A 25,899-nucleotide genomic window follows, 5' to 3' on the forward strand; every position below is an offset into this window, starting at 1 on the left:
TGCCCCCCATGAGCCAACTGATCGGAGTGGATGTGGGTGGCACCGCCATCAAGCTCGGGCGCTTCTCAACCGATGGTGAGTTGCTGGCCGAGTTGGAATGCCCTACCCCGCAGCCGGCCATGCCCGGGGGGGTGGTGACGGCCATCGTTGAGGCCGTCGCTGTCCTCGATCCCGATCGATTGGCCTCCAGGGTTGGAGTTGGCTTGCCCGGACCGATGGATGCTGAGGCGCGGGTGGCTCGGGTCTGCATCAACCTGCCGGGCTGGCAGCAGATTCCCCTGGCGGAGTGGCTCGAGCCGCAACTCCAGCGGCGCGTCACCCTCGCCAATGACGGGAACTGTGCCCTGATGGGGGAGGCCTGGAGAGGGGCCGCTGTGGGGTATCGCGACGTGTTGCTGCTCACCTTGGGAACCGGTGTGGGTGGTGGGGTCCTCCTGAACGGTCAACTGTTCAGCGGCCACGGCGGCGCGGCGGCTGAGCCCGGGCTCATCAGCGTCGATCCTGAGGGCCCTCCCTGCAACAGCGGCAACCGAGGCTCATTGGAGCAGCACTGCAGTATCTCGGGCTTACGTCGGCTGATGGATGTTGAGCCACAGAAGCTCGATCAGCTGGCCCGTATTGGTGACCCTGAGGCTCTGGCGGCCTGGCGTGACTACGGCCGTTGGCTTGGGGTCGGACTGAGTTCGCTGATCTATGTCCTCACACCCCAGCTGGTCTTGATCGGGGGGGGGCTGAGTGCCGCCACTGATCATTTCTTGCCCAGCGCCCTGGCGGAGGTGGAGCAACGGGTGCAGGCCGAAAGCCGCCAGGGCCTTGAGATTCGCCGTGCTCAGCTCGGGAACGGTGCTGGGCGGCTGGGGGCAGCACGCTTGGCCTTGGAGCGCCTTCGCGTTTGAGTCCAGCTGGGATGATGCTCATTCGAGCCAGAGAAGTGTGTGAACGTTCCAGATCCATCGCCTGAACTGCTGCAGCGCGCTGGTGCCGTTCGCAGCGCTGCGATGGCCTTGGGGCGTTGCAGTGATCAAGAGCGGCGGCAGGCGGTCCTGGCCATGGCCGATGCCCTCGAAGCCGAGGCCGGCCAGATCGTGGCGGCCAATGCAGCTGATCTGGAGGCCGCGGCAGCCGATGGTCTGGCTCCGGCGTTGGTGGCCAGGCTGAAGCTGGATGCCAAGAAGTTGGCTGGGGCCATTGACGGGGTGCGTCAGGTGGCCCAGCTGCCCGATCCGGTGGGCGTTCGCCAAATGCACAGAGAGTTGGATTCCGGCTTGGTGCTGGAGCGACTCAGCGTTCCCCTTGGAGTCTTGGGGGTGATTTTTGAAGCCCGCCCTGATGCGGTCATGCAAATCGCCTCGTTGGCGATTCGCTCTGGCAACGGCGCCATTCTCAAAGGGGGCCGGGAGGCCAACCGCAGCTGCACCGCCATCCTCTCGGCACTTCGCGCCGGATTGACGGCCTCAGCCGTCTCCCCCCAGGCCTTGGAGTTGTTGACCTCCCGTGAAGAAAGCTTGGCCTTGCTCAAGCTGGATGGACTGGTGGATTTGATCATCCCCCGTGGTTCCAATGCGCTAGTGCGCTTCATTCAGGACAACACCCGCATCCCTGTCCTGGGTCACGCCGATGGGGTCTGCCATTTGTATGTCGATCAGGAGGTCGATGTCGCCCAGGCGCTCCGGATTGCCCTGGACGCCAAAACCCAATACCCAGCCGCGTGCAACGCGATTGAGACCCTGCTGCTCCACCGGGCTAGTGCCGCAGCCTTCCTGGAGCAGGCGTTGCCGGCCTTTGCCCAGGCTGGTGTGGAGTTGCGTGGGGATGCGAGCAGCCAGTCCTTGGGTGTCCCCAATGCGGCCAGTGAGGAGGATTGGCGAACGGAGTATTCCGATTTGATTCTTTCGGTGCGGGTCGTGGATGACCTGCAGCAGGCCCTGGATCACATCGCCCGCAACGGCTCTCGGCACACGGAGTGCATCTGCACCTCCAACGGCTCGACGGCGGAGACGTTCCTACGCAGTGTGGACAGCGCCGGTGTCTATCACAACTGCTCCACCCGGTTCGCCGATGGCTTCCGCTACGGCTTTGGAGCTGAGGTTGGCATCAGCACCCAAACCCTCCCGCCTCGCGGTCCCGTGGGTCTGGAGGGTCTGGTGACCTATCGCTACCTGTTGCGTGGTGATGGTCATATCGCGGCTGACTACGCCTCAGGGGCCCGCAACTTCAGCCATCGCGATTGCCCCTTGTGAGTGGCTCCGACCGGATCCTGGTGCGTGACCTGCGCCTCTGGGCGCACGTAGGTGTTCTTCCCCACGAGCGTGCAACAGGTCAGTGGTTCGAACTCGATATCCACCTCGGTTGGGATCTCAGCGCCGCTGCTGCCAGCGATGACGTGGGAGAAACCCTGGATTACAGCCGCGCCATTCAGGCCCTGCAGCGCCAGGCCACCCAGTTGCGCTGTCAGACCTTGGAGCACTGGAGTGAGTTGATCCTGGATTTGCTTGAGGACCTCTACGGTCCGGTGCCGATGGCCATTGAACTGCGCAAATGCCAGGCTCCAGTGCCTGGATTTGGCGGCCAGGTGGGCGTGCGGCGCAGCCGTCACCAATCGCCCTGAAACCATGTCAGAGCGTCCTCTGGTGCTGATCCATGGGCTGTGGGATACCCCTCGCCTCTTTGGGCGACTCGAGCAGATGTTGCTGGAGCGCGAACCAGATTTAGAGCTCTTTGCTCCCCACTTGCCCCATCGCCTGGGGGCGACCCCGATTCGACAGCTCGCCCGTAAACTGGACGGGGTGATTCGGGAGCGCTTTGGCAGCGAGACCTGCCTCGACCTGTTTGGGTTTTCGATGGGTGGGGTGATTGCCCGCACCTGGTTGCAGGAGTGGGGTGGGGCACGACGGACCCGCCGCTTTGTCTGTTTGGGGAGTCCTCAGCAGGGCACCTTGACGGCCCAGTTGATTCCGAGTTGGCCATTGGCGGGCATTGCCGACATGAAGATCGGAAGCGCACTTCTGCGTGATCTGGATGTAGGGCGTGATCAATTGGATGGCTTGCAGTGCGTGAGTTTGTACAGCCGCACGGACATCACGGTCTTTCCAGGTTGGCGAGCGGTTCTCCCCCAGGGGCCGCGGCAGGCCCTGCCCGTTTGGACGCATCGCCAACTGATCGCTAACCCGCGCGCCGCAGCGGTAGTGGCTGATGTTTTGCTCGCTCCTTAACAACAACGAATCTCATCAACGCTGTTGTCTCCTTTTGGCAACGTGTCTATGGGTAGGCCAAGTTTGAAGGCCTCGCATGTGCTTTTCAGCCTCGGCCAGTTTCACGGCATCAGCGGTGTTGATGCCGTTGGGCCTCTACAGCACCCATATCGCGCAGAAAACGGGCAAGCGTGACTATGTGCCCTTGGCACTGGTGCCCTTTTTCTTTGGGGTCCAACAACTTGTTGAAGGCCTGGAGTGGACAGCGATTGATAACGGTGGCGTGGAGCCGCTCAGTAGTTTGGCCGGCCTCGGCTTTCTCTTTTTCGCCTATTGCTTCTGGATGATCTGGATTCCATGGAGTGCCTGGTCAATCAGTCGAACGACCGACTCCAAGGGACTGCAAAAGCGGCTCCGCTGGGTCGCGATTGTGGCAACGGTCCTCGGGGTTGCCTTCTACTTGCCCGTCTTGTTTGACCCACCGGCCCTTCAACCGGCAGTTCATAGCAATGGCCGTTTGCTCTACGACGTTTCCAACCTGCACAGCATTATCCATAACTTTGTGAACACCGAGCCCGTGGGTGAACTGGCTTACTGGGGCTTCATTGTTCTCCCGTTGATCGCACTCTCGGATAAAGCCGTCAAGCTGTTTGGTGTCCTGATCTTTGTCTCGATCTTCCTGACCTGGTTGACCTATAGCGCCACATTTAATTCCGTTTGGTGTTTCTACTGCGCTGTGCTCTCCATCTACGTCATCTGGATTGTGAATCGGCCTGCCCTGCGCGCTGCATCAGGTCAGTAGATCTTCAGGAGGTCTCAGCGTGGGGGTGCAAACAGCACTGGATGCTTTAGGCGGTTGGCTTGTTCAAGCTGATATCGGTTTGGGCTTGCTGCTCTTGGTGGGGCTTTCGATGTCTCTTTCCCATGTCTTTTCGCTTCTGGCCAATCGCCTCAATCGCCGCCAGATCATCATTCACCTGATTCTTGATGCTTTGATGCTTTCGGTGGCTTTTCTCTTAAGCAGCACCATTGATATGGTGCTGCTGGCCACAAGTGCTAGCGCCCATATCCATCCCAGTGCCTTCGTCAATGGGGTGGCTGTTTGCCTGCTTCCTGCAGTTTTTTATCTGTTCGTGGCAGCCCCCTACGTCGGTGAAACCATTGGCTTTGTGATCTGGGTGCTCATGCATCTCAACGTGGTGACGTTGTTGCATGCGCGCTTCGACTTGCCCTATGGCCAAGCGCTGCTCCTGGCGACGCCTGGATATGCCGTGGCTGTGGTGTTGGTCTGGTTGCTCTTTCGCCAAAGCTGGCAGGCGGGATACAGCACCCTGGCCTCTCAACTCTCCGATGCCCATGGGTCTTGAGTCATGAACCCCAGGTCCGAGGCCGGTCCCATGCGCCCTAGGGCCAATGAAGCCGCAATTCAGGTGCAGCAGCACAGTCTGCGCTCCAGGCTCGGACTTGTCGTCTTGGTGTTGGCCGTTGGCCTGGGGGTGAGTTGGTTTGGTGTGGGCCATGTCCTTTTGGCCCTGCGATCGATCTTTGACTGGACGGACATCAGCCTGCTGTTGCGCTGGTCTGGCCTGTTGCTCTTGGTGTTAATCCCGACGGCTGGGATCTATTCGCTGGTCACGCAATTTGCCTTTTGGGAGGGCTGGTTGGATGGACTCCCTGAACCAACGGTCCTTTTCCCCGAGACTCCTGCAGCGAAGGAGCACCGCTGCTTTGTGGTCTACCTCGATGGGATCCACCAGTTGGAGCGGGATCATCCGCCAAGGGTCTCAGCCTTTCTTCAACTCCTGGATCAGCAGCTCAATGGCTCCACCCGACTGGTGAAGGGGTTAGAGGCCTACACCGTTCTGCCCGTGGCCCTTGCCCAAGACCTCGGTAGTGCCTGGTTCTGGCGCCGATTGTTTGCGTTGCAAGAAGAGCATCCCAACGGCTGGATCCAGTTGCTGGCCGCTGTCTTGGTTCAAGCCAACAACGTCATCAAGGTTGGGATTTCATCGGATCATCGCTACGGCCCGATCATGAACTACGAGCTCTCCCTCAAGATTGCGTTGCGCTTGGGAGAGGTCGGCTTCAGGCCGGATCAGGGCCAACGGGTCGTTCTTGTGGGATATAGCGGTGGAGCAGAGATGGCGATGGGGGTGGCGGAGTACCTGCGTCGCATTTGCCGGGCACCGGTGAGCATCGTCAGCTTCTGTGGCGTGTTCAGTGGCAACCAACTGTTGAACCAGCTTTCGAAAATCACGATGATTGTTGGCAGTCGTGACCCAGTGGCGGCCTTTGGTCGCATTGCCTATCCGGGGCGATCGCCGTTGCTTCCCCTCTCCAATTGGAATCGAGCGCTGAAGTGCTCCTGCATCGAACGGCGCGAGATTGACGGGATGAACCACAATGGTCTGAAGGGACCGTTTGCCGAATTGCATCGGCAGGATGTCGTCCAGCAGATCGTTCTGGCGATTGAGTCAGAGGAGGAGGGCCTGCTGGGCTAAGCGGAACGGACTGCTCTGGGGTTGGCAGGCTTTCAGGCGGCGTTGAGCATCCCGCCTGGTCTCGCCAAAACAAAATCCGTCGTGGGGCAAAGCCGTGATCGCTTGGCAGTAGCGCTGCAGCGCCCTTTGTTGAAACTCATGCTGCGGGTTCAGCTGCTGTTGCAACCGCCGGGCCCGATGCAGCAGCCGTTCGCGCCAGATGCCGCCGAGCAGGCAGGGAAAGAGATCGCAGCGTCCATCCAAGGCCTGTTGCAACACCGCTGAGCTATCGATGCAGAACCCCAAGGCGCCATAGCCCCCAAGCCAGAGGCCATCGTCTTCGCTCTCCTGGTTATGGATCAACGCCACGAGCTCGCAGAGATCCATGACGTCCAGGAGACGTTCACCCTCGAACGGCTCACCGAAGTAGCGGATTGTTCCATTATCACGGTCGTTTTGCCAGGGACGATGCAGATCGTTCAGCGCTTCCCAACCGCAAAGCCCCTCTGTTCCCTGGTAGTACTGCAGGCGAAGGAGATCCTCGCCTTTTCGCCATTCCAGCTCCAGGCAGCTGTGGGGGAGCAAGCTTTGAATCTCCTGCCCGTCGTCCCCTAAGAGCCCCGTACGGATGGGCAATGCCAAAGGCACCTGACTCCAGCCTGGCGTGGGTTGACCTGACTTCGGCAGACTTGCACCCAGGCCAAAACTGGCCACGCTCGCGCGCAACTGAGCACGCAGCATCCAGCCGCTTTGCTGCAACTGCTCGAACCAGCTCCTGCAGCTGCTCGCTCCATCGATCTGCCATGGAACGCCCCCCAGTCCATTGGCGGAGAGACGATTCAGGACGCGGGCGGTCAGGGCATTGCGTTGCCGTTCGCCAGCTGACTGTTCATGGTTGAGACCAATGTTGTGCCAGATCAGCCCACCGCTCAAGTGCCCGGCATCCGCGGAGTCTCCGTTGGCTTCTGCTGGATCTGAGAGTCCGGGATCAAGCCGTAACAGTTGCTCCAGGCTGGTGGGGAGGTTGACCTCTGGTGCCCCACGCCAACGCCCAATCGCCCCGCTCTCCTCCGGCAAGAGGTGGGGGAGTCCATCGGCCACAGCCCCGAGCAGGGCTGGAGTCAGCAATTCGCGCTCCACGAGTCCTCCAAGGGACTGAACCCGTTGCGGTAAGTCCGCTGGAGCTAACTTCCACCCCTTGGGCAGAAGCCAGAGCAGTGGCAGCAAGCGGGGCCTGTGGAGCTGGTGCGCCAAGCGTTTGAGCCAATCCGATCGGGTCAAACCGGAGCGAAAGACGCTTTGCTCGAGGGCTTCTTCAAAGGCGAGCAGGGGAACGCCGCAGGTCCACTCCGGATCCAGTTGCAGAGGATCGGTGACGGAGAAGAGGGGAGAGCCAGGAGCCATGTTGCGGCCCATCTCCCCCCATCCTGCAGAGGCTCGTCCTAGACGGCTACCAGGCCGGAGTGACGGATCAGGGCATCGCTTCTGGGTTGACGACCACGGAAGCACTCAAACACCTGTTTGGGATCGAGGCTTCCCCCCAGGCTGAGGACCGTGTTTCGGAAGCGGCGACCCGTTTCGCGAATTTGCTCCTCGTTCTCCAGTCCAACCTCTTCAAAGGCGCCAAAGGCGTCGGCACTCAAGACCTCCGCCCACTTGTAGGAGTAGTACCCGGCTGCATAGCCCCCCGCAAAAATGTGACCGAAGGCGCAGAGGAAGGCGTCCTCGTCGATGGGGGTTAACACGGATGTGGTGGTGGCAATCTCTCGCCTGAGAGCCTCTGGACTCACGCCGGAGTGAGGTTGCCATTGGCTGTGCAAGCGCAAGTCCACCAGGGCAAAGTGCACCTGCCGCAGGGTCGCCGAACCCCCCATGAAGGTTCGCGCGGACAGCAACTTGGTGTACTCAGCCTCCGGTAGGGGTTCACCGGTCTTCCAGTGCCGGGCCATCCCCATCAAGGTGGCGCGGTCGTAGCACCAGTTCTCCATGAACTGGCTGGGCAGCTCAACGGCGTCCCACTCGACACCATTGATGCCGGCGGCTTGAGGGTGCTCCACGCTGGTGAGCATGTGCTGGAGGCCATGCCCGAATTCGTGGAAGAGGGTTTCGACCTCGTCAAAGGTCATCAGGCTCGGTGTGTCCCCGACTGGTGCACTCTGGTTGCAGATCAGGTAGGCCACCGGCAGGACCGAGCTGCCGTCATCGCGCTTGGAGCGCACAAGGCATTCATCCATCCAGGCTCCGCCACGCTTTGTCCCGGGACGGCTGTAGGGATCGAGGTAGAACCCGGCGATGGCCTCGCCCTGCTCCAGGATTCGGAAGAAACGCACATCCGGATGCCAGATCGGCGCGTCCCCATCGGCCGCTTCGATACTGATCCCGAACAGCCGTTCGCTCAGGGCAAAGAGCCCATCGAGGACCTGGGGTAGAGGGAACCAGGGGCGAAGGGCTTCGCTGTCGAGCTCGAAACTCTCCTGGCGAAGAATCTCAGACCAGTAACTGATGTCCCAGGCCTGGAGCTCCGCTGCCTCAGAAGCCCCATGGGCTTGGGCGCAGGCGGCCAGGGCCTGTAATTCCCGTTGCGCGATCGGATAGGCCGCGCTGCGCAGGTCCTCCAGTAGCGCTTCGACCGACTGCTCAGAGTCGGCCATTTTTGAGGCAATGCTGAGCTCCGCCCAGTTGGCAAATCCCAGACGCTCAGCCTGTTGCCGTCGCAGGGTCAGGATCTCTTCGATCAAGGGCCAGTTGTTGAGATCGCTGCCGTTCTGACCCGATGCCCTGCTGATGTGGGCCTTGTAGACCTGCTCCCGCAGGTCACGCCTGCGGCTGTATTTCATGAACGGGACATAGCGAGGCATGTCGAGCCCCATGAGCCATGGACCCTCCTCGGCGCTGGCGCTCTGATCACCGGCCTGGCGGGCCGATTGGGCTAGCTGCTCCAGCAGGCTCGCCGGTAGTCCTATGACCTGGTCGGCTTCGGTTAGGCGCAGGGTCCAGTTGTTGGTGGCATCCAGAACGTGGTTACCGAAGCGGGTCGAGAGCTCAGCCAAGGTCTGACTGGTGGCGTTAAAGGCCTCTTTAGTGGCTCCACTTAGACCGACACCACGCAGCTGCATGTCCCGCAGTTCTGCGTCCAGAATTCGTTGTTGCGTGCCATCGAGTTCTGATCGCCGTTCCTGCAGCTGCTTGAGGGCCCGATAGATCACCTGGCTTTGGCCAGCGCGGTTGCCGAATTGAACAACCGCCGCCTGCTGGCTGGCATGGGCATCGCGCAGTTCAGGGCTGTTGCAGACCCCATTCAGGTGACTGACCACACCCCAGCTCCAACGCAACCGTTCACCGAGTCGCTGGAGGGGAGCGATGACGTCGTTCCAGCTGAGTGCCAGGTCCTGATCCAGCTTCTGGCTTAGGGCTTCCTCCAGTGCTCCCAGCTCAGAGTCCAGGGACTGCATCAGTCCGGGGATGTGTTCGCTGACAGCCTCGGGAGTGATGGCCTCGAAGTTCGGCAGCCCCTCGCCGCGGAGGATCTCCGGCCGAGTGGTGGCGGTGGCGGCGCTGCTTACAGTCATTGGGGCTGAGGCAATGGGCCTGTGATCAGCCCATTTCAGCCCAGTTGCAGACCCAGGCGGGGATCAGCCGAGGGCGGGTAGCCGAAGGGCAACCACGGCGTGTTGCGCGAGGTTGTTGGAAAGGGCTGTTGTGCTCGCCTCGTAGAGATCAATCGCCAAGCGGGGCCAGAAGCCAATGACCAGGGTCGGGACCAGCAGGGTCAGGCCAATCATTAATTCCCTGGGCTTCATGTCGCCAAGCACTGCCAGTGCGGGGATCCGTGGGCCAAAGAACACCCGTCGGCAGAGGCTCAACAGGTAAATGGGGGTAAGAACCACTCCGATGGCGGCCAGGACAACGGCGATCACCCGGAAGCCGACCGTGAAGCTGTCGTTGCTGGTGACGCCGAGAAACACCGTGATTTCACTGACGAAACCGCTCATGCCCGGCAGGGCAAGGGAGGCCAGGGAGCTGGCGACAAAGAAGGCAAAGGTGATCGGCAGAACCTTGGCCAGGCCACCCATGTTGGGGATCGAGAGGGTCTTGGTGCGTTCGTAGAAAACACCGGTGACGAAAAACATCGCTGCGGCGATCAGCCCGTGGCTGATCATCTGCAGCATCGCCCCGCTCATGCCAAGGCTGTCGATTGCTCCGATGCCGAGGAGCACAAAGCCCATGTGACTGACGGAGCTGCAGGCGATCCGTCGTTTGACGTTGTCCTGTGCGAAGGCATTGAGGGCCCCATAGACGATGTTGACGATGCCCAGGACAATGAGAGCCGGAGCCAATTGCACGTGTGCCTCAGGCAGCATCTGCACGTTGAAGCGCAGCAGGGCATACCCCCCCATCTTCAGCAGCACCCCCGCCAGAAGCATCGAAACCGGTGCATTGGCTTCACCGTGGGCATCGGGGAGCCAGGTGTGGAGCGGGAACATCGGCAGCTTCACACCGAAGCCGACCAGGAAGCCCAGATAACAGAGCAGGCCGAAGACACCCCCGGGGGAGCGGGCGATGAGTTCGCTCAGGTTGAGGGTGAAGGGGCCATTGAGGGCAAGGGCAAGGCCGCTGAGAAGAATCAGCAGTGACGCTGTGGCGGTGTAGAGGATGAATTTCGTGGCGGCGTATTGACGCTGTTGGCCGCCCCAGATGGCAATGAGGAGGTAGACCGGAACCAGCTCCAGCTCCCAGGCCAAGAAGAAGAGCAGGAAGTCTTGGGAGAGGAACACCAAGGCTTGGGCTGATGCCTGGACCAGAAGCAGAGCGAAGTAGAGCCGCGTCTTTTTCTGGATGTTCCAACTCGCTGCCACCGAGAGCAACGTGACCAGTCCAGAAAGAACCACAAGCGGTGCTGAGAGCCCATCGGTGGCCAGGGACCACTCCAGTCCGAGGGATGGGACCCAGGCAAAACGCTCAACCAACTGCAGCCCAGCGATCGAACCGTCGTAATGCTGGCTGTAGACGTAGAGCATCAGCCCCAGATCAGCCAAAAGCGTGATCAGGGCAACGGTCCGAGGGAGTTTGGGATCGGTGCCATCTCCCGGGAGGAGCATCACCAGCGGAGCGATCGCGACTGGCAGCAGAGCGATCAGGCTCAGCCAAGGGAACGTGGTGGGCGCCGCCGCCAGGATGCCATCGGCTAGGGCGGAGTCACCAAATGCTGAGCCTGGAAGCGCAGCGGACGCGGCCATCAGGGGCAGGTTGGCGTCCATCGCGTACACGGCTTTTGGATGTCTTCGGTGATATCCCGTATCTGGGTCCAGCCCTCAGGGGACTCAACCCTCCTCCTACGGGAGGTGCCTATTGGCAATCAAATCTACCAGCGAGACAGATCTGCCCTAGGCATTTCTACCCAGGGTTCAACCCCTAGGAAGGCAGGTGGTCCCAGCGGCTCCCGCCCTGGTGGAGTTGCAGAACTTGAGAGCGCGAGGCAACGCCGGCACCCTCCCAGGCCCGCACCATCGTTTTGCTGACCGCCACAGTGGATTCCTCTGGGCAAAGCGCCAGGATGCTTGGCCCGGCGCCGCTGATGACGCAGCCCCAGGCTCCTGCACCCATGGCTGCATTGCGGACCTCCTGGCCCCCTTGGATCAGGCCCCAGCGATAGGGCTCATGGATGCGGTCGTGCATGCCATCGGCGATGAGGTCGCCGTTTCCGGTCCGCAGGCCCTGCAGCAGCAGGGTCAGGCAACCCAAGTTGGTGACCGCATCCGGGATGGAGATGGCCTTCGGCATGACCCGCCGGGCTTCGCTGGTGGATAGGCGGATCGCAGGAATGGCGACCACCACCATCACCTTGGGGTCCCACTCACAGCGCACGACCCTCCAGCGATGGGATGCTGCCCGCGCCGTCAAGCAGAGGCCTCCCAGCAAAGAAGGAACCACGTTGTCGGGGTGCCCCTCAATGTCAATGGCGAGCTCAAGCAGCTTCTCGCGGCTGAGCTTCTCGCCGATCAGGGCGTTGGCTCCCATCAATCCAGCCACGATCGCAGTGGCACTGCTTCCGAGTCCCCGGGCGGGGGGGACCGCTAGGCGAACCCGTGCCTCGACAGCAATCGGTTCTTCACCTGCCTCCTTCCAAACCCGCTGAGCGGCGCGATAGATGAGGTTGTCGGGGCCTCCGCGAAGGTGGGATCCCTCGCTGCCTTCAATCACCAGTTCAAACCGCTCGCCACTGCCTTCGATGCAGCGCATCTCGAAGCGGTTATTCAGATCGAGGGCTGCTCCAAGGCAATCAAAACCGGGACCCAAGTTGGCTGTTGTGGCGGGGACATCCACCACAACCCCCTGTCCAATGCGGGGGCGGGCCATGCGCTCTGTTCTGCTGGGCTCAGTGTCCCACTCAGGCGTTCAGATGCCGGGCCCGGCAGGCGGCGCTGAAGAGCCCTGTCTCTCCATCGACCAAGGCATGGACTGGGATTTGTTCCACCACTGGGCTGAGACGTCCTTTGTTGAGGAAGGGGCGGAGGAACCGCTCTGACCTCAGTTCATCGAGCAACTTGCCCGCTGTTCCTCCTCCCACCCAGAGACCGCCATAGCAAAGGCTCTGTAGAGCCAGATCCCCAGCACAGCTGCCGTAGGCCTCCAGCCAGAGATCCAAGGCCGCGCGGGCGAGGGGATCACCGCCGCCCGCCGCCGCCGCTGTGGCCGCTGGAAGCTCGGTGTCTGCGGTGCCCATCAAGGCGTGGTTGCGCCCATCGGGATGGGTCGCCAGGTGCCAGCGCATCACATCCCCCAACCCTGTGCCGCTGACGATCCGTTCGATCGAGAGGCGCGGGAGGTTCAGCTCGGCCATCAGCCAGCGCTTGAGTTGCCACTGCTTTTCGTTGCAGGGGGCGAACTCGCCGTGGGAGGCCTCGCTGGCCATGGCCTGCAAGCCGCTGGCCGTTGGAATTCCCACGGCGACCCCGAGGCCAGTCCCAGCACCGAGGATGGCAATGGGAGCCTTCGGGTCCGGCTGACCGCCAGAAGGGTCCCGCAGGGTCGTTTGTTGTTCGGGCTGCAGATGCGGTAGCCCGTAGATCAAGACCGCAAAGTCATTGACCAGCTCGACGGCCTTGAGCTGGCAGTCCCGCGCTAGTCGTTCCTCCTCCAGGAGCCAGGGCAGGTTGGTGAGCTTGACGCGTCCCTGCCGGACCGGTCCAGCAATGGCAAAGCAGGCCTGCTGCGGGCGCGCGAAGGTCTGGGCTTGGCCTTCGAGGAAGTGGTTGACCAGGGCTGAGAAATCAGGCCAATCGGCGGAGACGTAGCGCTGGCTCGCGCGCTGGATCAGCGCCGTTCCTTCGAGGCTGTACAGCCCGAGAAGTGTCTTGGTGCCGCCGATATCGCCGGCTAGAAGCGTGGTCATCGAGGATCAGCAGGGACTGATCTTGAGCCCCGCTCCCCGATCTTGATTCGCCGCTTGAGCAGCGGCCACAAGGGTGTCAAAGGCGATGCTGCCGAGGTCTCCATCCCGGCGGCTGCGGAGGCTGATGGTCCCACCTTCGGCTTCCTTGGCGCCGATCACCCCTAGGACGGGGATCTTCATCTGTTCGCCGTTGCGAATCAGCTTGCCCAGTCGATCACCGGAGTGGTCGACGCTGGCCCGGACTCCAGCCGCTTTCAAGCCTGCGGCAACGGATTCGGCGTAGTCGCGCACCTCATCAGTCACCGGCAGTAGACGGATCTGTTCGGGCGCAAGCCAGAAGGGGAAGTCGCCGGCGTAGTTCTCGGTCATGATCCCGAAGAACCGTTCCAGCGAGCCAAAGATGGCGCGGTGGATCATGATCGGCCGCTGCCTTGAACCGTCGGCGGCGACGTAGTTCAGGTCGAAGCGCTCCGGCAGGTTGAAGTCCAGCTGGATCGTGGAGCATTGCCACATCCGGCCAATGGCGTCCTCGATCTTGAGGTCAATCTTCGGTCCGTAGAACGCACCGCCTCCTTCATCGATTTTGTAGTCCCAGCCTTTGCGCTCCAGCGCTTCGATCAGGCCCTGGGTCGCTAGATCCCAGACCGCGTCTTCACCGATGGATTTCTCGGGACGGGTCGAGAGGTTGATTTCGTAGTTCAGGAAATCGAAGGTCGAGAGGATCTGTTCGGTCAGATTCAAAATCGCCAGGATCTCGTCGCTGATCTGCTCAGGGAGGCAGAAGACGTGGGCGTCGTCCTGGGTGAAGCCGCGGACGCGCATCAGTCCATGCATGACCCCGGGGCGCTCATAGCGGTAGACCGTCCCCAGCTCGGCCCAGCGGATCGGTAGTTCGCGGTAACTGCGCAGGGTGCTGGCGTAGGTCAGCACGTGGAAGGGGCAGTTCATGGGCTTGAGCTGGTATTCCCGCTCATCCACCTGCATCGGGCCGAACATCGACTCGCTGTAGAAGTCGAGGTGCCCGGAGGTCTTCCAGAGGCTGATGTCTGCGACGTGGGGGGTATAGAGCAGCTCGTAACCGGCGTTGAAGTGAAGCTCTCGCCAGAGGTTCTCGATCAACAGGCGCATGCGGGCGCCGCGGGGGTGCCAGAACACCAAGCCGGCACCGGCTTCGTCTTCTATCGAGAACAAATCGAGGTCGGTGCCGATTCGCCGGTGATCCCGTCGCTTGGCTTCTTCCTGCCTGCGCTTGTACTCGCTGAGCTGCTCTGGGGTTTCCCAAGCGGTCCCGTAGATCCGCTGAAGCTGGGCCTTGTTCTCATCGCCGCGCCAGTAAGCACCGGCGACGCTCTCGAGGTCGAAGGCTTTGGCGTTGAGGTCTTTGGTGTTGCTGACGTGGGGGCCGGCACAGAGATCCCACCACTCCTCCCCGAGGGTGTAGAGGGTGATGGGCTCGTGAATCCCCGCCAGGATTTCGAGCTTGTAGGGCTCGTTCTGGGCCTGAATCTTGCGTTCGGCCTCAGCGCGGCTCACCTCAAGGCGCTCCAGCGGGAGCTTCTTGTTGATGAGCTTGATCATTTCCTTCTTGATGGCCTTGAGGTCGGCCTCCGTGAAGGGGTCAGGATTATCGAAGTCGTAGTAGAAGCCGTTTTCGGTCCAGGGACCAATGGTCACCTGGGCTTTTGGAAAGAGCCGCTGGACCGCCATGGCCATCACATGGCTCATGGAGTGGCGGATGCGCAGAAGCTGCTCGCTCTCGCTGGTCTTGGGCAGATGCACCGTCACCACGTCCTGCCCCGCTTCACTGGCTGCAGGCTCGGCAGGTCGGGTCGCGGTCACGGCGGCGGCATAGCGACCCCGATCCTACGCAGCGCAATTCAGGCCATCACTAGGGTGTGGAGGTGACCAACCCTCAAGGATCCCAGGCTGAGTCCGCTGAGTTGCTCGACCATTTGCTCGAGTCACTGTTTGGTGACTTCTGCCATTGGTTTGAGCGAGGTCTGGTCCTCTTGGATCATGCCCCTGATCACTTGGTCCCTCCGCAGGAGCAGCGGGAGTTCCGTGCGGCTCTGCAGGAGGGGCTTCAGGCGATTGCTGCCACGCAGTCGCTTCGGGCTGCTTGCTCGACGCCCATGGCGGTAGACATGGACGCCATGACCCCCTGGCATCGCCTGATGATGCGGGTCTGGAATCTCTCCGCGATGTTGCGGATGGCGGGAGTCCCGTTGCCTGAGCAGCAGCGCCCCGAGACTCCTCAGGCCTGAGCCCAGCGGCTGCGCTTGAGTTGCTTGAGGTTGTTCTCGTAGAAGTTGGCCAGTTCTGTGGCTTTCTTCACCGGTTGGCCATAGGCGCTCAGGCCGTTATGGCTCGGGAACGAGGCCCACTCCTTCGAGAGGACAGCCATGACATTGCGGGTGAGACCGCTTCGGTCCACCTGGTCGAGCACACCACGGCGATCGATCAGATAGAGAGCAGCCTGGTCCTGATTACGGGGCTTGAAGCTGCGCAAGCTGAGTTTGGTGGCGGCTTCTTTCCAGGTGCCGGGTAAAAACTGATAGGCCCCTGCGGCCGCGCTGGTGTAGCGCTTCACCACCACCACCTCTGGGTGCTTGGCCAAGCTGCTGAAACGGCCGCCGCCATAGAGGGTGCGGTAGCCCTCATGGCCCTGCTTCCAGGTGCCTTCGGCGTAGCGGATCGTGTTCAGGAGTGCGCGCCGCTCGGGCGTGATCGCGTAGAGCTCATCCGCATCGCTTTGGCTGGCAGCGGCCACAACGTGCTCGAGGGATTGATCCACCTCTGTGCCTTTTGAGGGGGCAACAAGGGGGCCAGCGGCCAGGAGCAGCAGACCGAGGGAACAGGCCGGAGCGGCTGCACGACTCGGCTTGAGGGAGTGCTGTAGCGGATGACGGATTGGCAAGCGGCACAACTGCGCAGTTCAACGAGACTGCTGGCTAATCGAGTCCCAAGGTGAGACTTCCCGGCCGAACTGGACAGTGGGCCAGTCAATGTGCTTTGGAAGTTTTTGAGCTGGGGAGAGTGATTTGGGTGGACTTGGTGAGCTGGGCTTGCGTTGATGAATTAGCCACCTTTATCTTTCCTTCCGTTTTTGATTAAGGGCTTTGGAAGTCAGTTGGACTTCAGGAACCCCAGTGCTTCCCGTGTTCGCTCCAGGGTGGTCTGAGCCACGGCATTGGCCCGCTCGCTACCCGCCTTAAGAACACGATCGAGTTCGGCTGGATCGGCGCTGAGGGTGCTGTAACGCTCCTGAATCGGCCGAAGTGCCTCCACGAGGGTCTCAGCGAGCAGGGGTTTGAAGGTCCCCCAGCCCATCTCGGCGCATTCCACGGCAGCGGCATCTCGGCCTTTGCCGCTGAGCAGGGCGTAGAGACCAAGCAGGTTGTCGGTCTCAGGCCGCTCGGGGTTTCCGAATTCCAGACCCATCACGGGGTCCGTTTTGGCGCGCTTGACCTTTTTAGTAATGACCTCAGGGGGATCCAGAAGGTTGACCCTGGACCCCTCATTGGGGTCGCTCTTGCTCATCTTGCTGCGGCCGTCGGTGAGGCTCATGACCCGGGCTCCTTCCTTGAGGATCAGCGGCTCGGGGACCTTCAGTACGGGGATGGGCTCGCCTTCGGCATCCCGCGGGGCAAACCGCGCATTGATCCGCTGTTGGGCGATATCTCGGGCCAGCTCCAGGTGTTGCTTCTGGTCTTCACCAACGGGGACGAGGTCCGCGTCATAGAGAAGAATGTCGGCCGCCATCAAGACGGGGTAGTCCAGTAGGCCGACGGACACCTGGTCCCCTTGTTTCACCGCTTTTTCTTTGAACTGGATCATCCGCTCCAGCCAGTTCAACGGGGTGACGCAGTTCAGCAGCCAGCAGAGCTCGCTGTGGGCTGAGACGTGGCTTTGGACAAAAACCGTGGCTTCGTCTGGGTCAATCCCGCAAGCCAGGTAGAGCGCAGCGGTGTTGCGCGTGTCACGGGCCAGGACCTCCGCATCGTGGGGGACCGTGATCGCATGCAAATCAACGACACAAAAAAAGGTGTCGTGGCTCTTCTGCAGGTCGACCCAGTTGCGGATGGCCCCAAGCCAATTGCCCAGATGCAAGGCGCCAGTGGGCTGAACTCCGGACAGAACCCTGGCGCGTTGCATGCGAGCTGGCGAAATGTTCGCCGGATTCTGCCTGGAGGCAGTCCCCGGCAGCGGCCGTCGATCAGGCCTCGGTGGTCTCGCTGGCTTCCACTGCATCGGCAGTGGCCTCGGCGGGAGCGGCATCGCTTGCAGCAGCAGTCGAGTCGCTCACCGGCTCCTCTTCAGCGACGGGAGCCGGAGGCTTGGCCGGGCGTGCAAAGGGGTTGGGGCGATTGCCAGGTCGCTCGCTGCGTTCGCCGCGGCTACCGCCACGACGATCACTGCGCTCGCCGCGGCCGCGGGAACCGGCGCTGGCCTTCTGTTGGGCAACGATGTCGTCGATCCGGCCCTCTTCGATTAGCTGAGCCACGGTTCGTAGGGACAGGCCCAGGGCTGCCACGGTCGAGCGAACGCCAAAGGCCTCTTGAACGGCGCGGGCGGCGCGCATTTCGTTATCGCTCAGGCGAATGCGGAATCCGCCCCCTTCACGAGGACCACGGTTGTCGCGGGACTGATCGCCCGAATTCCGCTGGAAATCACCGTCGGCCATGGCCGCACACCTGAAGAAGTCAGCGGCAAGTGTGCCCTATGGAGAGGGAGGCAGGCCAGTGCCAAATCAAGCGATGGTGCTCTGGACTGCCTGATCGAGCTAAGACCAGTACTGGTAAAGGATTTGGTCCCTCCGCCTCGATGCTGCTGCGGTAGCGCGAGAGCAGGTCGAGGTAGGCCTGCAGAGTCCAGCCGTTGCAGCCTTGGTCCTGGGCGGCCCAAAAGCGTTGGAGCGCCTCGGAGCAGGCCGCTTTGCCAAAGTCCTCCCAGCACTGCTCTTCGGCGTCTGCCGCTGAGAAGCCAGCGCGGATCAGGTTCCGGAAGCGAATCAACTCCGGAGCTTCCCCACTGTTGTCCGGCGGGAGAACCGCGTTGAGCTTGCTGATCGGCAGGATCCTCAGCCGCAACCAACAGCGTTCCAGCAGGGCAATCGGTCGATCGCCATCCCATCGACTGAACAGCTGTTGGCGGGCGCTGAGATCCGCCAGTAAGTCCTGCTGATGGGGGGTGAGCCAACTCCTCAGCTCAGCCATGGGTTCCCTGGAAGGTGATGGTCGATTCCGCGTACTCCCGTGGTTCCAGGTGAATGGTGCAGCGGACAGGTCCAAAGCGCCGCTCGAGATGGTCCTCCACGAGCTCGGTGATGCGATGGGCCTTGGGTAGATCATCGGCATCCACCACCATGTGCAGCTCGATGAACACCCTTTGACCGAGAACGCCGCGGCTGGCGATGTCATGGACGTTCAGCACCCCAGGCACGCCCATCGCAGTTTCGTGAATGGATTCCGGTGCGATGGCGATTTGATCGACCAACCACGGCAGGTTGGTTTTGAGCACCTGCCAGCAGACCCGGATTAAGAGCAAACAAAGCGGAATGGCCATCGCCACATCCAGCCAGGTCTGCTTGAAGAAAACGACACCGCACAAGCCCACCAGCACCACCACGGTGGTCCAGATGTCGCTGGTGGTGTGTTGTGCGTCAGCGAGAAGGAGCTGGTTGTTAAGGCGCTTGCCCTCACTGCGCTCGTACCCGGCCAACAGCAGGTTGCAGCCCAGGACGATCAACAGCATCAAGAGCTCTTGCCCGTCGAGGCGCAACGGTTGGAGTCCCGAGGTGATCCGCTCCAGGGCGGTCCGCGCAATTTCTAAGGCCGTCAAACAGATGAAGCCAGCGATGGCAAGGGCGCCAATGGCTTCGTACTTGTCGTGGCCGTAGGGGTGATCACGGTCTGGCTTGGGGTCCGATAGGCCGTTGGTGATCAGTCCCAGCAGGCTGGAGAAGCCATCGGTCGCGCTGTGCATCGCATCGGCCAGCAGGGCCAGCGATCCACTGAGGAGTCCGATGATCAGCTTCAGCAACAACATCGCCACGTTGACCCCAAGGGCCACCAGCAGGACTCGCTGAACCTCCGATCGGCGGTCGGCGTGCTTGCTGTTTTGGCCGGCAAGACCCATGGCCAAGGAGGCTCGCTGAGGTTCTCCCAAGTTATTGGGTCTGGGCATGGGTTAATAGCTGAGCTAAAGAGTTGGCGCGGTCGCCGAGTTCAGGCCCCCCCCCTTGACTGTTCCTCAGGTCTCAGCTGAATCCCCATCGCCGAGGCCCGTGCTCCTGGGGGAGCAGCTCACAGCGGGCATCCTTCGCCAGGGCCTGCGCCACTGGCCTTGGTTTGCGGCAGCCGGGGGCGGCTGGATGCTGCTTGAGACGGTGCATGGCCCCTTCTCATCCCTCTTGAGCTTGGGAGCGGCTGGTGCAGGGCTCTGGTTGCTCGGGGGGCGAATGCGCCCTTCTGGTCAGCAGCTGCCGCGGTCTTCGCAGGGCTGGCTTGATCGTTGTGAGGCAGTTCTCGAACAGTTCCAAACCCTGCAAGGGGGCAGCAGCGACGTGAGCCCTGCCCAGGTCAATCGCTTTCAGCGGGATCAGGCACAGCGCCGCGCCCAATTGGAGTCGCTGCGTCAACGTCAACAGGAGTCCTGCATTCACCTGGCGCTCGTCGGGACTCAAGCCTGGAGCGATCTTGAGCAAGAGGCACTTCTCAGTCAGTGCCTCTGCCCCCACCCCCTGCGGGTCCACCGCAGTCAGGCCTTGCCCTTGTCTCCGCTGCATTGGGAATGGACCGAGACGTTTCGCCAGTGCGAGCTGCTTCTCTACCGGCTTGATCTGCCTCTGACAGCGGCCGATCTGCGTTGGCTTGAAGCCCTGCCAGAGCAGCAGCGTGTGGGAATTCTCGTGCGGACCCTGCCGGGGCTCGAGACCCCCCTGCAGGTGCAGCAATTCGAGCAGCAGCTTCCCGCTCACCTGCGCGGGCGGTGTTGGCTTTTGCCTGATCTGGAGGCCAGCGGATGGCGGGATCTCTCGGCCTGGTTAGCCGAGTCCACGCCCCTGACCCGTGAACGCAACCAGCAGCGTTGCCTGCAGGAACTGCATGAGGGTTGGCAACGCGAACTTGAGGTCATTAGGCGTCAGTCCTGGTCACGCTTGCTGCAACGCACCCAGTGGACGGTCGCCGCGGGTGTTGTTGTAACTCCAGTCCCCAGCTTGGATCTCTTGGTCTTGGCTGCTGCCAATGGCTTGATGCTCCAGGAGATGGCCCGGCTTTGGAATTGCCCTTGGTCTCTGGAGCAATTGCAGGCTGGGGCTGCTCAGTTGGGAAAGGCGGCCTTGGCCTTGGGGGTCGTGGAATGGAGTTCCCAGGCTTTGGCTTCGGTGGTGAAGTGGCATGGCCCGACCTGGTTGTTGGGCGGTGCCATGCAAGCCCTCAGTGCGGCCTACCTCACTCGGGTTGTGGGCCGTGCAATGGCTGACTACATGGCTTTGGCCGTGGGCGTTCCTGAAGAGGAGTTGGAGAGCTTGTTGCAGCGTCAAGCTCCGCTGCTGGTTGCCCGCGCGGCCGAAGAGGAAAAACTCGACTGGAGCGCTTTTGTGGCGTCAGCACAGCAGTGGTTGAAACAACAACCCGCATCGGCATAACCACCGGAGCCCCCTCGAAGCCGTTGCTATGCATAACTTCATGAAGACTTCATAAATTTCTTTGTAAACATCTTGGTTCTTTTTTGAATTTAGTTTTTGCTCTAGGAAATGGTTTCTGGGTCCCTCTAGTTTTTGCAGGCTGCAGTCGCAGCATTCGTACTCATTTGGCTCAATTGAGCCTTTTCTTATGACCACTGCTCTTCGGAAGAGCGGCTCCAGTTCTTGGACGCAATTTTGTGAGTGGGTCACCAGCACCGACAACCGCATTTATGTGGGTTGGTTCGGTGTGCTGATGATTCCCTGCCTACTGGCCGCCACCATCTGCTTCATTGTTGCTTTTGTCGCCGCTCCTACGGTTGACATTGACGGCATCCGTGAGCCTGTTGCCGGCTCCCTGATCTACGGCAACAACATCATCTCTGGCGCTGTCATCCCCAGCAGCAACGCCATTGGTCTGCACTTCTACCCCATCTGGGAAGCTGCCAGTCTCGACGAGTGGCTGTACAACGGCGGTCCCTATCAGTTGGTGGTTTTCCACTTCCTGATTGGCATCTCTTGCTACATGGGCCGTCAGTGGGAGCTCTCCTACCGCCTCGGCATGCGCCCCTGGATCTGCGTGGCCTACAGCGCCCCGCTGTCTGCTGCCTTTGCAGTGTTCCTGGTGTATCCCTTCGGTCAGGGTTCCTTCTCGGATGGCATGCCCCTGGGCATCTCTGGCACCTTCAATTTCATGCTGGTGTTCCAGGCTGAGCACAACATCCTGATGCACCCCTTCCACATGCTTGGTGTGGCTGGTGTCTTCGGTGGTTCCCTGTTCTCCGCCATGCACGGCTCCCTGGTGACCTCCTCCCTGGTGCGTGAAACCACCGAGAGCGAGTCCCAGAACTACGGCTACAAGTTCGGCCAAGAGGAAGAGACCTACAACATCGTGGCTGCCCACGGTTACTTCGGTCGCCTGATCTTCCAATACGCCTCCTTCAACAACAGCCGCAGCCTCCACTTCTTCCTGGGTGCTTGGCCTGTTGTCGGGATCTGGTTTACATCCATGGGCGTGAGCACCATGGCGTTCAACCTGAACGGCTTCAACTTCAACCAGTCGATCCTGGATTCCCAGGGTCGTGTGCTGAACACCTGGGCTGACGTGCTGAACCGCGCCAACCTCGGTATGGAAGTGATGCACGAGCGCAACGCTCACAACTTCCCTCTCGACCTGGCTGCGTCCGAGTCCACTCCTGTGGCTCTGAGCGCTCCCACCATCGGCTGAGGACCAGTCCGCATCACCCCTGAGTTCAGGCTCAGGCCCAAGAGCTCTCGCTTCGGCGGGGGCTCTTTTGTTTGGTCTCAGGGGTTTGATTGGACTTTGATGGGGTCTGCACGTGCTCTTGGCCCTCGTTGTCTTCCGCCTCCGCTCTGCCGCCATGGCCAGCGTTGCCATCCCTTCGCTTGGCGGTTGTTGGGCATGTCGAATGGGTGCAGTTCCTGGCGGTGGATCAACTGCCTCGTCCGGGAGCGATTGGTCACGCACTCCAGACCTTGGAGGAACCTGCCGGCGGTGGAGCCGTCGTCGCCGTCCAGATGGCGCGTTTGCTCAAGCAGCCCGTCCAGTTCTTCACAGCTCTGGGCCGCGATGCGGTGGGAGAGGCCGCCGTCCAGCGCCTTGAGCAATTGGGCCTTGAGCTCCATGTCGCCTGGAGGGATGCGCCAACCCGGCGGGGCCTGAGTTTGGTTGACCGTGAGGGAGATCGGGCAATCACCGTGATTGGAGAGCGTTTGAGTCCCTCTCTTGATGACGCGCTGCCTTGGGAGGACCTGGCTCGCTGCGACGGCCTTTTTGTGACGGCGGCTGATCCCCCTCTGCTGAGGGCGTGCCGCGGCGCCAAAGTTCTGGCGGCAACCCCGCGGGTTCGTCTTCCGGTGCTTCAGCAGGCCGCGGTGCCACTGGATGCCCTGATTGGCAGTGGACTGGATCCCGGCGAGTTGGTGGACCCGGATCAACTCAATCCAGCGCCTCAGGCCTTGATCCGCACTGAAGGAGCCTCAGGTGGCATCAGTTCTCCGGGCGGGCGTTACCTCGCAGCTCCGCTTCCAGGCCCCATGGTGGAGAGCTATGGCTGTGGTGACAGTTTTGCGGCAGGGGTGGTAACAGGCATGGCCGCCCAGTGGCCCTTGGCGGATGCCATCAGGCTCGGTGCCCAGTGTGGCGCGGTCTGTGCCACTCGATTTGGGCCCTATGGCTAGTCCAATCGGTCGTTTTGCTTTGCGTCTGCTCAGGGTGACGGCGAGCACCGCCTCCATCATTGAGCTGCTGCGTTCGGATTGGGCTGGGGGCGTCTCGGCGGGGCTGGCTTGGTTTTTGTTTGTGCAGTTGGAGCGCCGTCTTCAGGCTGGCTCCACGGATACGTCTGACGAGCCACGGAGCTGACTGACCCCCACCCCCGCAGGCGCGCAGAGATAGGTCCCATCGCCAACCCGCTCCATTTGCCCATCGAGGGCATGGACGGCCCCGGCGACAAAGTCAAGGATCCGCTGGGCTTCGCTCGGCTCCATCCCCTCGAGCTGCAGGACGACGCATTGCCGCTCTCGGACCGCGTCAACGGCATCACTGGCCTGCTCGAACTGCTGACAGCGCAGCACCGTGACCTGCGGCAGCCAGATCCCAAATGGTGTCTGCATGGACCGCTCGTGCAGCGTTGTCTGTGTTCTGCCCCATGCAGGGGCGTCTGTCCAGGGCAGCGCGGGCTCAGGGGGCGATTGTTGAAACGTGCGTGGATCGATCGATCCACCCACCAATGGACTCCTGGCCTGCGATCATCGAACCACCTTTGCCGAGGAGCCGGGCTTGCAAACGCTGGACCACCAGGTACTGCCGGCCTTCTTGCTCACCCTCGGAGCAGGCCTTTCAACGGGTATTGGCAGTTGGCTTGGTGTGCTGAGCCGGCGCTTCAGCCCTGGATTGCTGACCACGGCCTTGAGCTTCTCGGCCGGGGTGATGATTTTTGTCTCCTTTGTTGAGATCTTCCCCAAGGCACGGCAGTCTCTAACGCCAGCCCTGGGCTCCAGTACCGCTTACTTGGTCACGGTTCTGGCCTTTTTTGCCGGGATGCTGGCCCTGGCCCTGATCGATCGACTGCTCCCCTCCCATGAACTGGCGATCTTGCCCTTGAGGGAGGGCTCTGATGCCTCCGCTCTGATGCGCACCGGGTTGTTTTCAGCCCTGGCCATCGCCATCCACAACTTTCCTGAGGGCTTGGCCACTTTTGTGGCGGCACTCTCCGAGCCCCGTCTCGGCATTGGCATCGCCATTGCCATTGCCATCCACAACATCCCTGAGGGACTGGCGGTTTCAGCCCCCGTCTATTACGCCACGGGCAGCCGCAGTAAGGCGTTTTGGATTTCCTGTGCCTCGGGCTTGGCCGAACCGCTCGGGGCGCTCATCGGCTATGTCTTCCTGCGTTCATTCCTGAACGATGTGGTTCTCGGCTTGGTCTTCGCCAGCGTCGGCGGAATCATGATCTACATCTGCTTTGACGAACTGCTTCCGGCTGCCCAGCGCACCGGCGCCAAGCACCACTTGATGATGGCCGGTGTAACGGCAGGGATGCTGGTGATGAGCATCAGTCTGGTGCTGCTCAGCTGAAGCGCTCGATGGTTGCAGCTTCCGATCAGCGCTGGAATTGGTGGCCGCTGTTGCCGCTTTATCCCTACGGGCGCAAGCGCACCTTGGTGCGTGAGTTGATCCCAGAGCAGCTCTGGAGCTTTGAGCAACTGCAGGGTGTGTTCTATGTGGCCGTGCCCATTCGGATGACGGTGGTCCGGGTGCGGGGGGGCTTGATGCTTTACGCCCCCGTGGCGCCAACCCAGGAGGTGCGTGCAGCTCTGCAGGCGTTAGAGGCGCGATTTGGACCGGTCCAATCCATCGTTTTGCCGACGGCTTCCGGCTTGGAGCACAAACTGCCTGTCCCCCCAATGGCCAGGGCCTTCCCTCAGGCGGTGGTCTGGATCACGCCAGGTCAATGGAGCTTTCCGGTCAATCTGCCGCCGGCCTGGCTGGGATTCCCTCGGGGACGGACCCGGGTGCTTCAGGAGGACGGCTATCCCCATGGCGATGAGCTGAGCTGGTCGTCCCTTGGACCGCTCGATCTGGGGCTGGGCCGCTTTCAGGAATTCGCTTGTTTGCATCAGGCCAGTGGCTCGCTGCTCCTGACTGATGCGCTGGTGGCGATCAACTCGACACCCCCGGCAATCTTTGACCTTGACCCCACACCTCTGCTGTTTCACGCCCGCGACAGTGGCGATCAACCGCTCAAGGACACCCCAGAACTGCGTCAAAAGGGGTGGGAACGCCTGGCACTGTTCGCCTCGTTTCTGCGGCCGGAGGCCCTTGAGGTCCCCCCCCTGGCGCAGCTCTTGGCCAAGGCCTTTCAGCCAGGCTGTCGTTCAGCCCGGAGTTACTTCGGGTTCTTCCCCTTCCAATGGCGCTCGAGTTCCCGTGAAGCCTTTGCGGCTCTGACCCAGCAGGGCAGCCCCCTCCTGGTTGCGCCGGTTCTGGAGCGCCTGGTTTTCCCCCGGGCGCGTCCGGTCGTGGTCCGCTGGCTTCGGGAGTTGTCTCAACTGCCCCAGGTGCGTTGGCTGGTGCCAGCCCATTACGACGCCCCAGTTCCCTGCTCCAACCAGCAACTGGCCCAGTTGGCTGATGCCTTCGAGCAACGGCAGTGGGCACCGAGCCAAGGCAATTGGGATTACCTGGCGTCGATCGATCAGTTGCTGGTGCGCACAGGCGTTGTTCCCAGCGAAGAATCGCCCTGAAGGCTGGATCTAGAGCCTGAGTTCGCCGGGGTCGGCATCAGCAGCGTCGTCGTCAAACAAGGTCGCTTCCAACTCCATGCGCTGCTCCATCTGGCGCAGGAAGTACCCGGTCATCATCGCGCTGGCCAATAAGCCCGCCAGGTGATCGCGACTGGCGGTGATTTTGACGTCGAACTGCTCGCCGGGGATCATCCCCAGCAGGCCTTGGACGTTGTGCCGAATGATGTCTTGGATGTCGCCGCTGGCGGAACGAGCGACGCGTTGCAACACGTCCGGAGACTGTTCCTGCAGGTACTGGATCAGGGAGTTGCCACTGATCGGTTCGCTGTCGCTGGTCAGGAACTCCGGGTTGAACATTCCGGCGTGCTCCACGTCAGG

The 25,899-nt window shown here is 61.6% G+C and carries 26 protein-coding genes; 13 read left to right on the top strand and 13 right to left on the bottom strand.

Annotated elements, in window-relative coordinates:
- Positions 1 to 8 precede the first annotated feature (8 nt).
- From MY494_RS00725 to MY494_RS00755, 7 genes are all read left to right on the top strand, one after another.
- On the top strand, positions 9 to 896 hold the full coding sequence (locus MY494_RS00725) for an ROK family protein (protein ID WP_247910834.1): 888 nt from the start codon (positions 9 to 11) through the stop codon (positions 894 to 896).
- Positions 897 to 998: 102 nt separating this feature from the next.
- On the top strand, positions 999 to 2,240 hold the full coding sequence (locus MY494_RS00730) for a glutamate-5-semialdehyde dehydrogenase (protein WP_371820729.1): 1,242 nt from the start codon (positions 999 to 1,001) through the stop codon (positions 2,238 to 2,240).
- Complete coding sequence (folB, locus tag MY494_RS00735; RefSeq protein ID WP_247910836.1) at positions 2,237 to 2,608, top strand: dihydroneopterin aldolase; 372 nt, start codon at positions 2,237 to 2,239, stop codon at positions 2,606 to 2,608. The genes MY494_RS00730 and folB overlap by 4 nt, the downstream gene beginning before the upstream one ends.
- Before the next feature lie 4 nt (positions 2,609 to 2,612).
- Positions 2,613 to 3,212 carry a triacylglycerol lipase gene (locus MY494_RS00740; RefSeq protein WP_247910837.1) on the top strand — a complete coding sequence of 200 codons (600 nt, stop codon included), beginning with the start codon at positions 2,613 to 2,615 and terminating at the stop codon, positions 3,210 to 3,212.
- A gap of 76 nt (positions 3,213 to 3,288) precedes the next feature.
- Positions 3,289 to 3,993, top strand: coding sequence for a DUF6629 family protein (locus MY494_RS00745; RefSeq protein ID WP_247910838.1), 705 nt, complete (start codon positions 3,289 to 3,291; stop codon positions 3,991 to 3,993).
- Between the two features lie 25 nt (positions 3,994 to 4,018).
- Positions 4,019 to 4,558 carry a hypothetical protein gene (locus MY494_RS00750; protein ID WP_247910839.1) on the top strand — a complete coding sequence of 180 codons (540 nt, stop codon included), beginning with the start codon at positions 4,019 to 4,021 and terminating at the stop codon, positions 4,556 to 4,558.
- 3 nt (positions 4,559 to 4,561) lie between these two features.
- Positions 4,562 to 5,692 (top strand): alpha/beta hydrolase, encoded by a 1,131-nt coding sequence (locus MY494_RS00755; protein WP_247910840.1) that lies wholly within the window; start codon positions 4,562 to 4,564, stop codon positions 5,690 to 5,692.
- Here the strand turns inward: MY494_RS00755 and MY494_RS00760 are convergent.
- The 6 genes from MY494_RS00760 to thrS all read right to left on the bottom strand — a co-directional run bounded on the left by MY494_RS00760 (position 5,666) and on the right by thrS (position 14,789).
- Complete coding sequence (locus MY494_RS00760) at positions 5,666 to 7,075, bottom strand: hypothetical protein (protein ID WP_247910841.1); 1,410 nt, start codon at positions 7,073 to 7,075, stop codon at positions 5,666 to 5,668. The two genes, MY494_RS00755 and MY494_RS00760, sit on opposite strands and share 27 nt — an antisense overlap.
- Positions 7,076 to 7,113: 38 nt before the next feature.
- On the bottom strand, positions 7,114 to 9,240 hold the full coding sequence (locus tag MY494_RS00765) for a M3 family metallopeptidase (RefSeq protein WP_247910842.1): 2,127 nt from the start codon (positions 9,238 to 9,240) through the stop codon (positions 7,114 to 7,116).
- Positions 9,241 to 9,303: 63 nt separating this feature from the next.
- Positions 9,304 to 10,929: an NAD(P)H-quinone oxidoreductase subunit 4 gene (locus MY494_RS00770; RefSeq protein WP_247910843.1), complete on the bottom strand. Its 1,626-nt coding sequence runs from the start codon at positions 10,927 to 10,929 to the stop codon at positions 9,304 to 9,306.
- Between the two features lie 154 nt (positions 10,930 to 11,083).
- Positions 11,084 to 12,028, bottom strand: a complete 945-nt coding sequence (gene thrB / locus MY494_RS00775) for a homoserine kinase (RefSeq protein WP_247910844.1) — start codon at positions 12,026 to 12,028, stop codon at positions 11,084 to 11,086.
- Between the two features lie 31 nt (positions 12,029 to 12,059).
- On the bottom strand, positions 12,060 to 13,064 hold the full coding sequence (gene glk, locus MY494_RS00780) for a glucokinase (RefSeq protein ID WP_247910845.1): 1,005 nt from the start codon (positions 13,062 to 13,064) through the stop codon (positions 12,060 to 12,062).
- Between the two features lie 6 nt (positions 13,065 to 13,070).
- Complete coding sequence (gene thrS / locus MY494_RS00785) at positions 13,071 to 14,789, bottom strand: threonine--tRNA ligase (RefSeq protein ID WP_247912080.1); 1,719 nt, start codon at positions 14,787 to 14,789, stop codon at positions 13,071 to 13,073.
- A gap of 176 nt (positions 14,790 to 14,965) precedes the next feature.
- Here thrS and MY494_RS00790 point away from each other — a divergent pair, with 176 nt between their 5' ends.
- The gene (locus MY494_RS00790) at positions 14,966 to 15,328 is read left to right on the top strand and encodes a DUF2605 family protein (protein ID WP_247910846.1); all 363 of its coding nucleotides are present in this window, start codon (positions 14,966 to 14,968) and stop codon (positions 15,326 to 15,328) included.
- Here MY494_RS00790 and MY494_RS00795 read toward each other — a convergent pair.
- The 5 genes from MY494_RS00795 to MY494_RS00815 all read right to left on the bottom strand — a co-directional run bounded on the left by MY494_RS00795 (position 15,319) and on the right by MY494_RS00815 (position 19,202).
- Positions 15,319 to 15,981: a glycoside hydrolase family 104 protein gene (locus MY494_RS00795; RefSeq protein WP_247912081.1), complete on the bottom strand. Its 663-nt coding sequence runs from the start codon at positions 15,979 to 15,981 to the stop codon at positions 15,319 to 15,321. The two genes, MY494_RS00790 and MY494_RS00795, sit on opposite strands and share 10 nt — an antisense overlap.
- A gap of 209 nt (positions 15,982 to 16,190) precedes the next feature.
- Positions 16,191 to 17,219, bottom strand: coding sequence for a tryptophan--tRNA ligase (trpS, locus tag MY494_RS00800; protein ID WP_247910847.1), 1,029 nt, complete (start codon positions 17,217 to 17,219; stop codon positions 16,191 to 16,193).
- 61 nt (positions 17,220 to 17,280) lie between these two features.
- Positions 17,281 to 17,748 (bottom strand): hypothetical protein, encoded by a 468-nt coding sequence (locus tag MY494_RS00805; protein WP_247910848.1) that lies wholly within the window; start codon positions 17,746 to 17,748, stop codon positions 17,281 to 17,283.
- A gap of 19 nt (positions 17,749 to 17,767) precedes the next feature.
- A complete protein-coding gene (locus tag MY494_RS00810) occupies positions 17,768 to 18,280 on the bottom strand; it encodes a hypothetical protein (protein WP_247910849.1) in 513 nt (170 codons plus the stop codon).
- Entirely contained in the window at positions 18,273 to 19,202 is a 930-nt protein-coding gene (locus MY494_RS00815; protein WP_247912082.1) for a cation diffusion facilitator family transporter, read from the bottom strand. The genes MY494_RS00810 and MY494_RS00815 overlap by 8 nt, the downstream gene beginning before the upstream one ends.
- A 997-nt stretch (positions 19,203 to 20,199) precedes the next feature.
- Between MY494_RS00815 and MY494_RS13260 the strand changes: the two genes are divergently transcribed.
- The 3 genes from MY494_RS13260 (at position 20,200) to MY494_RS00830 (ending at position 22,953) form a co-directional block, all read left to right on the top strand.
- Positions 20,200 to 20,715: a YcjF family protein gene (locus tag MY494_RS13260; RefSeq protein WP_371820730.1), complete on the top strand. Its 516-nt coding sequence runs from the start codon at positions 20,200 to 20,202 to the stop codon at positions 20,713 to 20,715.
- Positions 20,716 to 20,902: 187 nt separating this feature from the next.
- Entirely contained in the window at positions 20,903 to 21,979 is a 1,077-nt protein-coding gene (gene psbA / locus MY494_RS00825) for a photosystem II q(b) protein (RefSeq protein WP_247910851.1), read from the top strand.
- Positions 21,980 to 22,107: 128 nt separating this feature from the next.
- Positions 22,108 to 22,953, top strand: coding sequence for a PfkB family carbohydrate kinase (locus MY494_RS00830; RefSeq protein ID WP_247910852.1), 846 nt, complete (start codon positions 22,108 to 22,110; stop codon positions 22,951 to 22,953).
- A 141-nt stretch (positions 22,954 to 23,094) separates the two neighbouring features.
- Here MY494_RS00830 and MY494_RS00840 read toward each other — a convergent pair whose 3' ends face one another.
- Complete coding sequence (locus MY494_RS00840) at positions 23,095 to 23,388, bottom strand: cell division protein SepF (RefSeq protein WP_247910854.1); 294 nt, start codon at positions 23,386 to 23,388, stop codon at positions 23,095 to 23,097.
- 88 nt (positions 23,389 to 23,476) lie between these two features.
- Between MY494_RS00840 and zupT the strand changes: the two genes are divergently transcribed.
- Entirely contained in the window at positions 23,477 to 24,352 is an 876-nt protein-coding gene (zupT, locus tag MY494_RS00845; protein WP_247910855.1) for a zinc transporter ZupT, read from the top strand.
- Positions 24,353 to 24,360: 8 nt separating this feature from the next.
- On the top strand, positions 24,361 to 25,521 hold the full coding sequence (locus MY494_RS00850) for a DUF4336 domain-containing protein (RefSeq protein WP_247910856.1): 1,161 nt from the start codon (positions 24,361 to 24,363) through the stop codon (positions 25,519 to 25,521).
- Between the two features lie 9 nt (positions 25,522 to 25,530).
- On the opposite strand, the gene MY494_RS00855 is transcribed toward MY494_RS00850, so the two are convergent.
- On the bottom strand, positions 25,531 to 25,878 hold the full coding sequence (locus tag MY494_RS00855) for a DUF760 domain-containing protein (RefSeq protein ID WP_247912083.1): 348 nt from the start codon (positions 25,876 to 25,878) through the stop codon (positions 25,531 to 25,533).
- Positions 25,879 to 25,899 lie beyond the last annotated feature (21 nt).

Origin of the sequence: Synechococcus sp. A10-1-5-1 (genome assembly GCF_023115425.1) — a bacterium.
Lineage (GTDB): Bacteria > Cyanobacteriota > Cyanobacteriia > PCC-6307 > Cyanobiaceae > Vulcanococcus.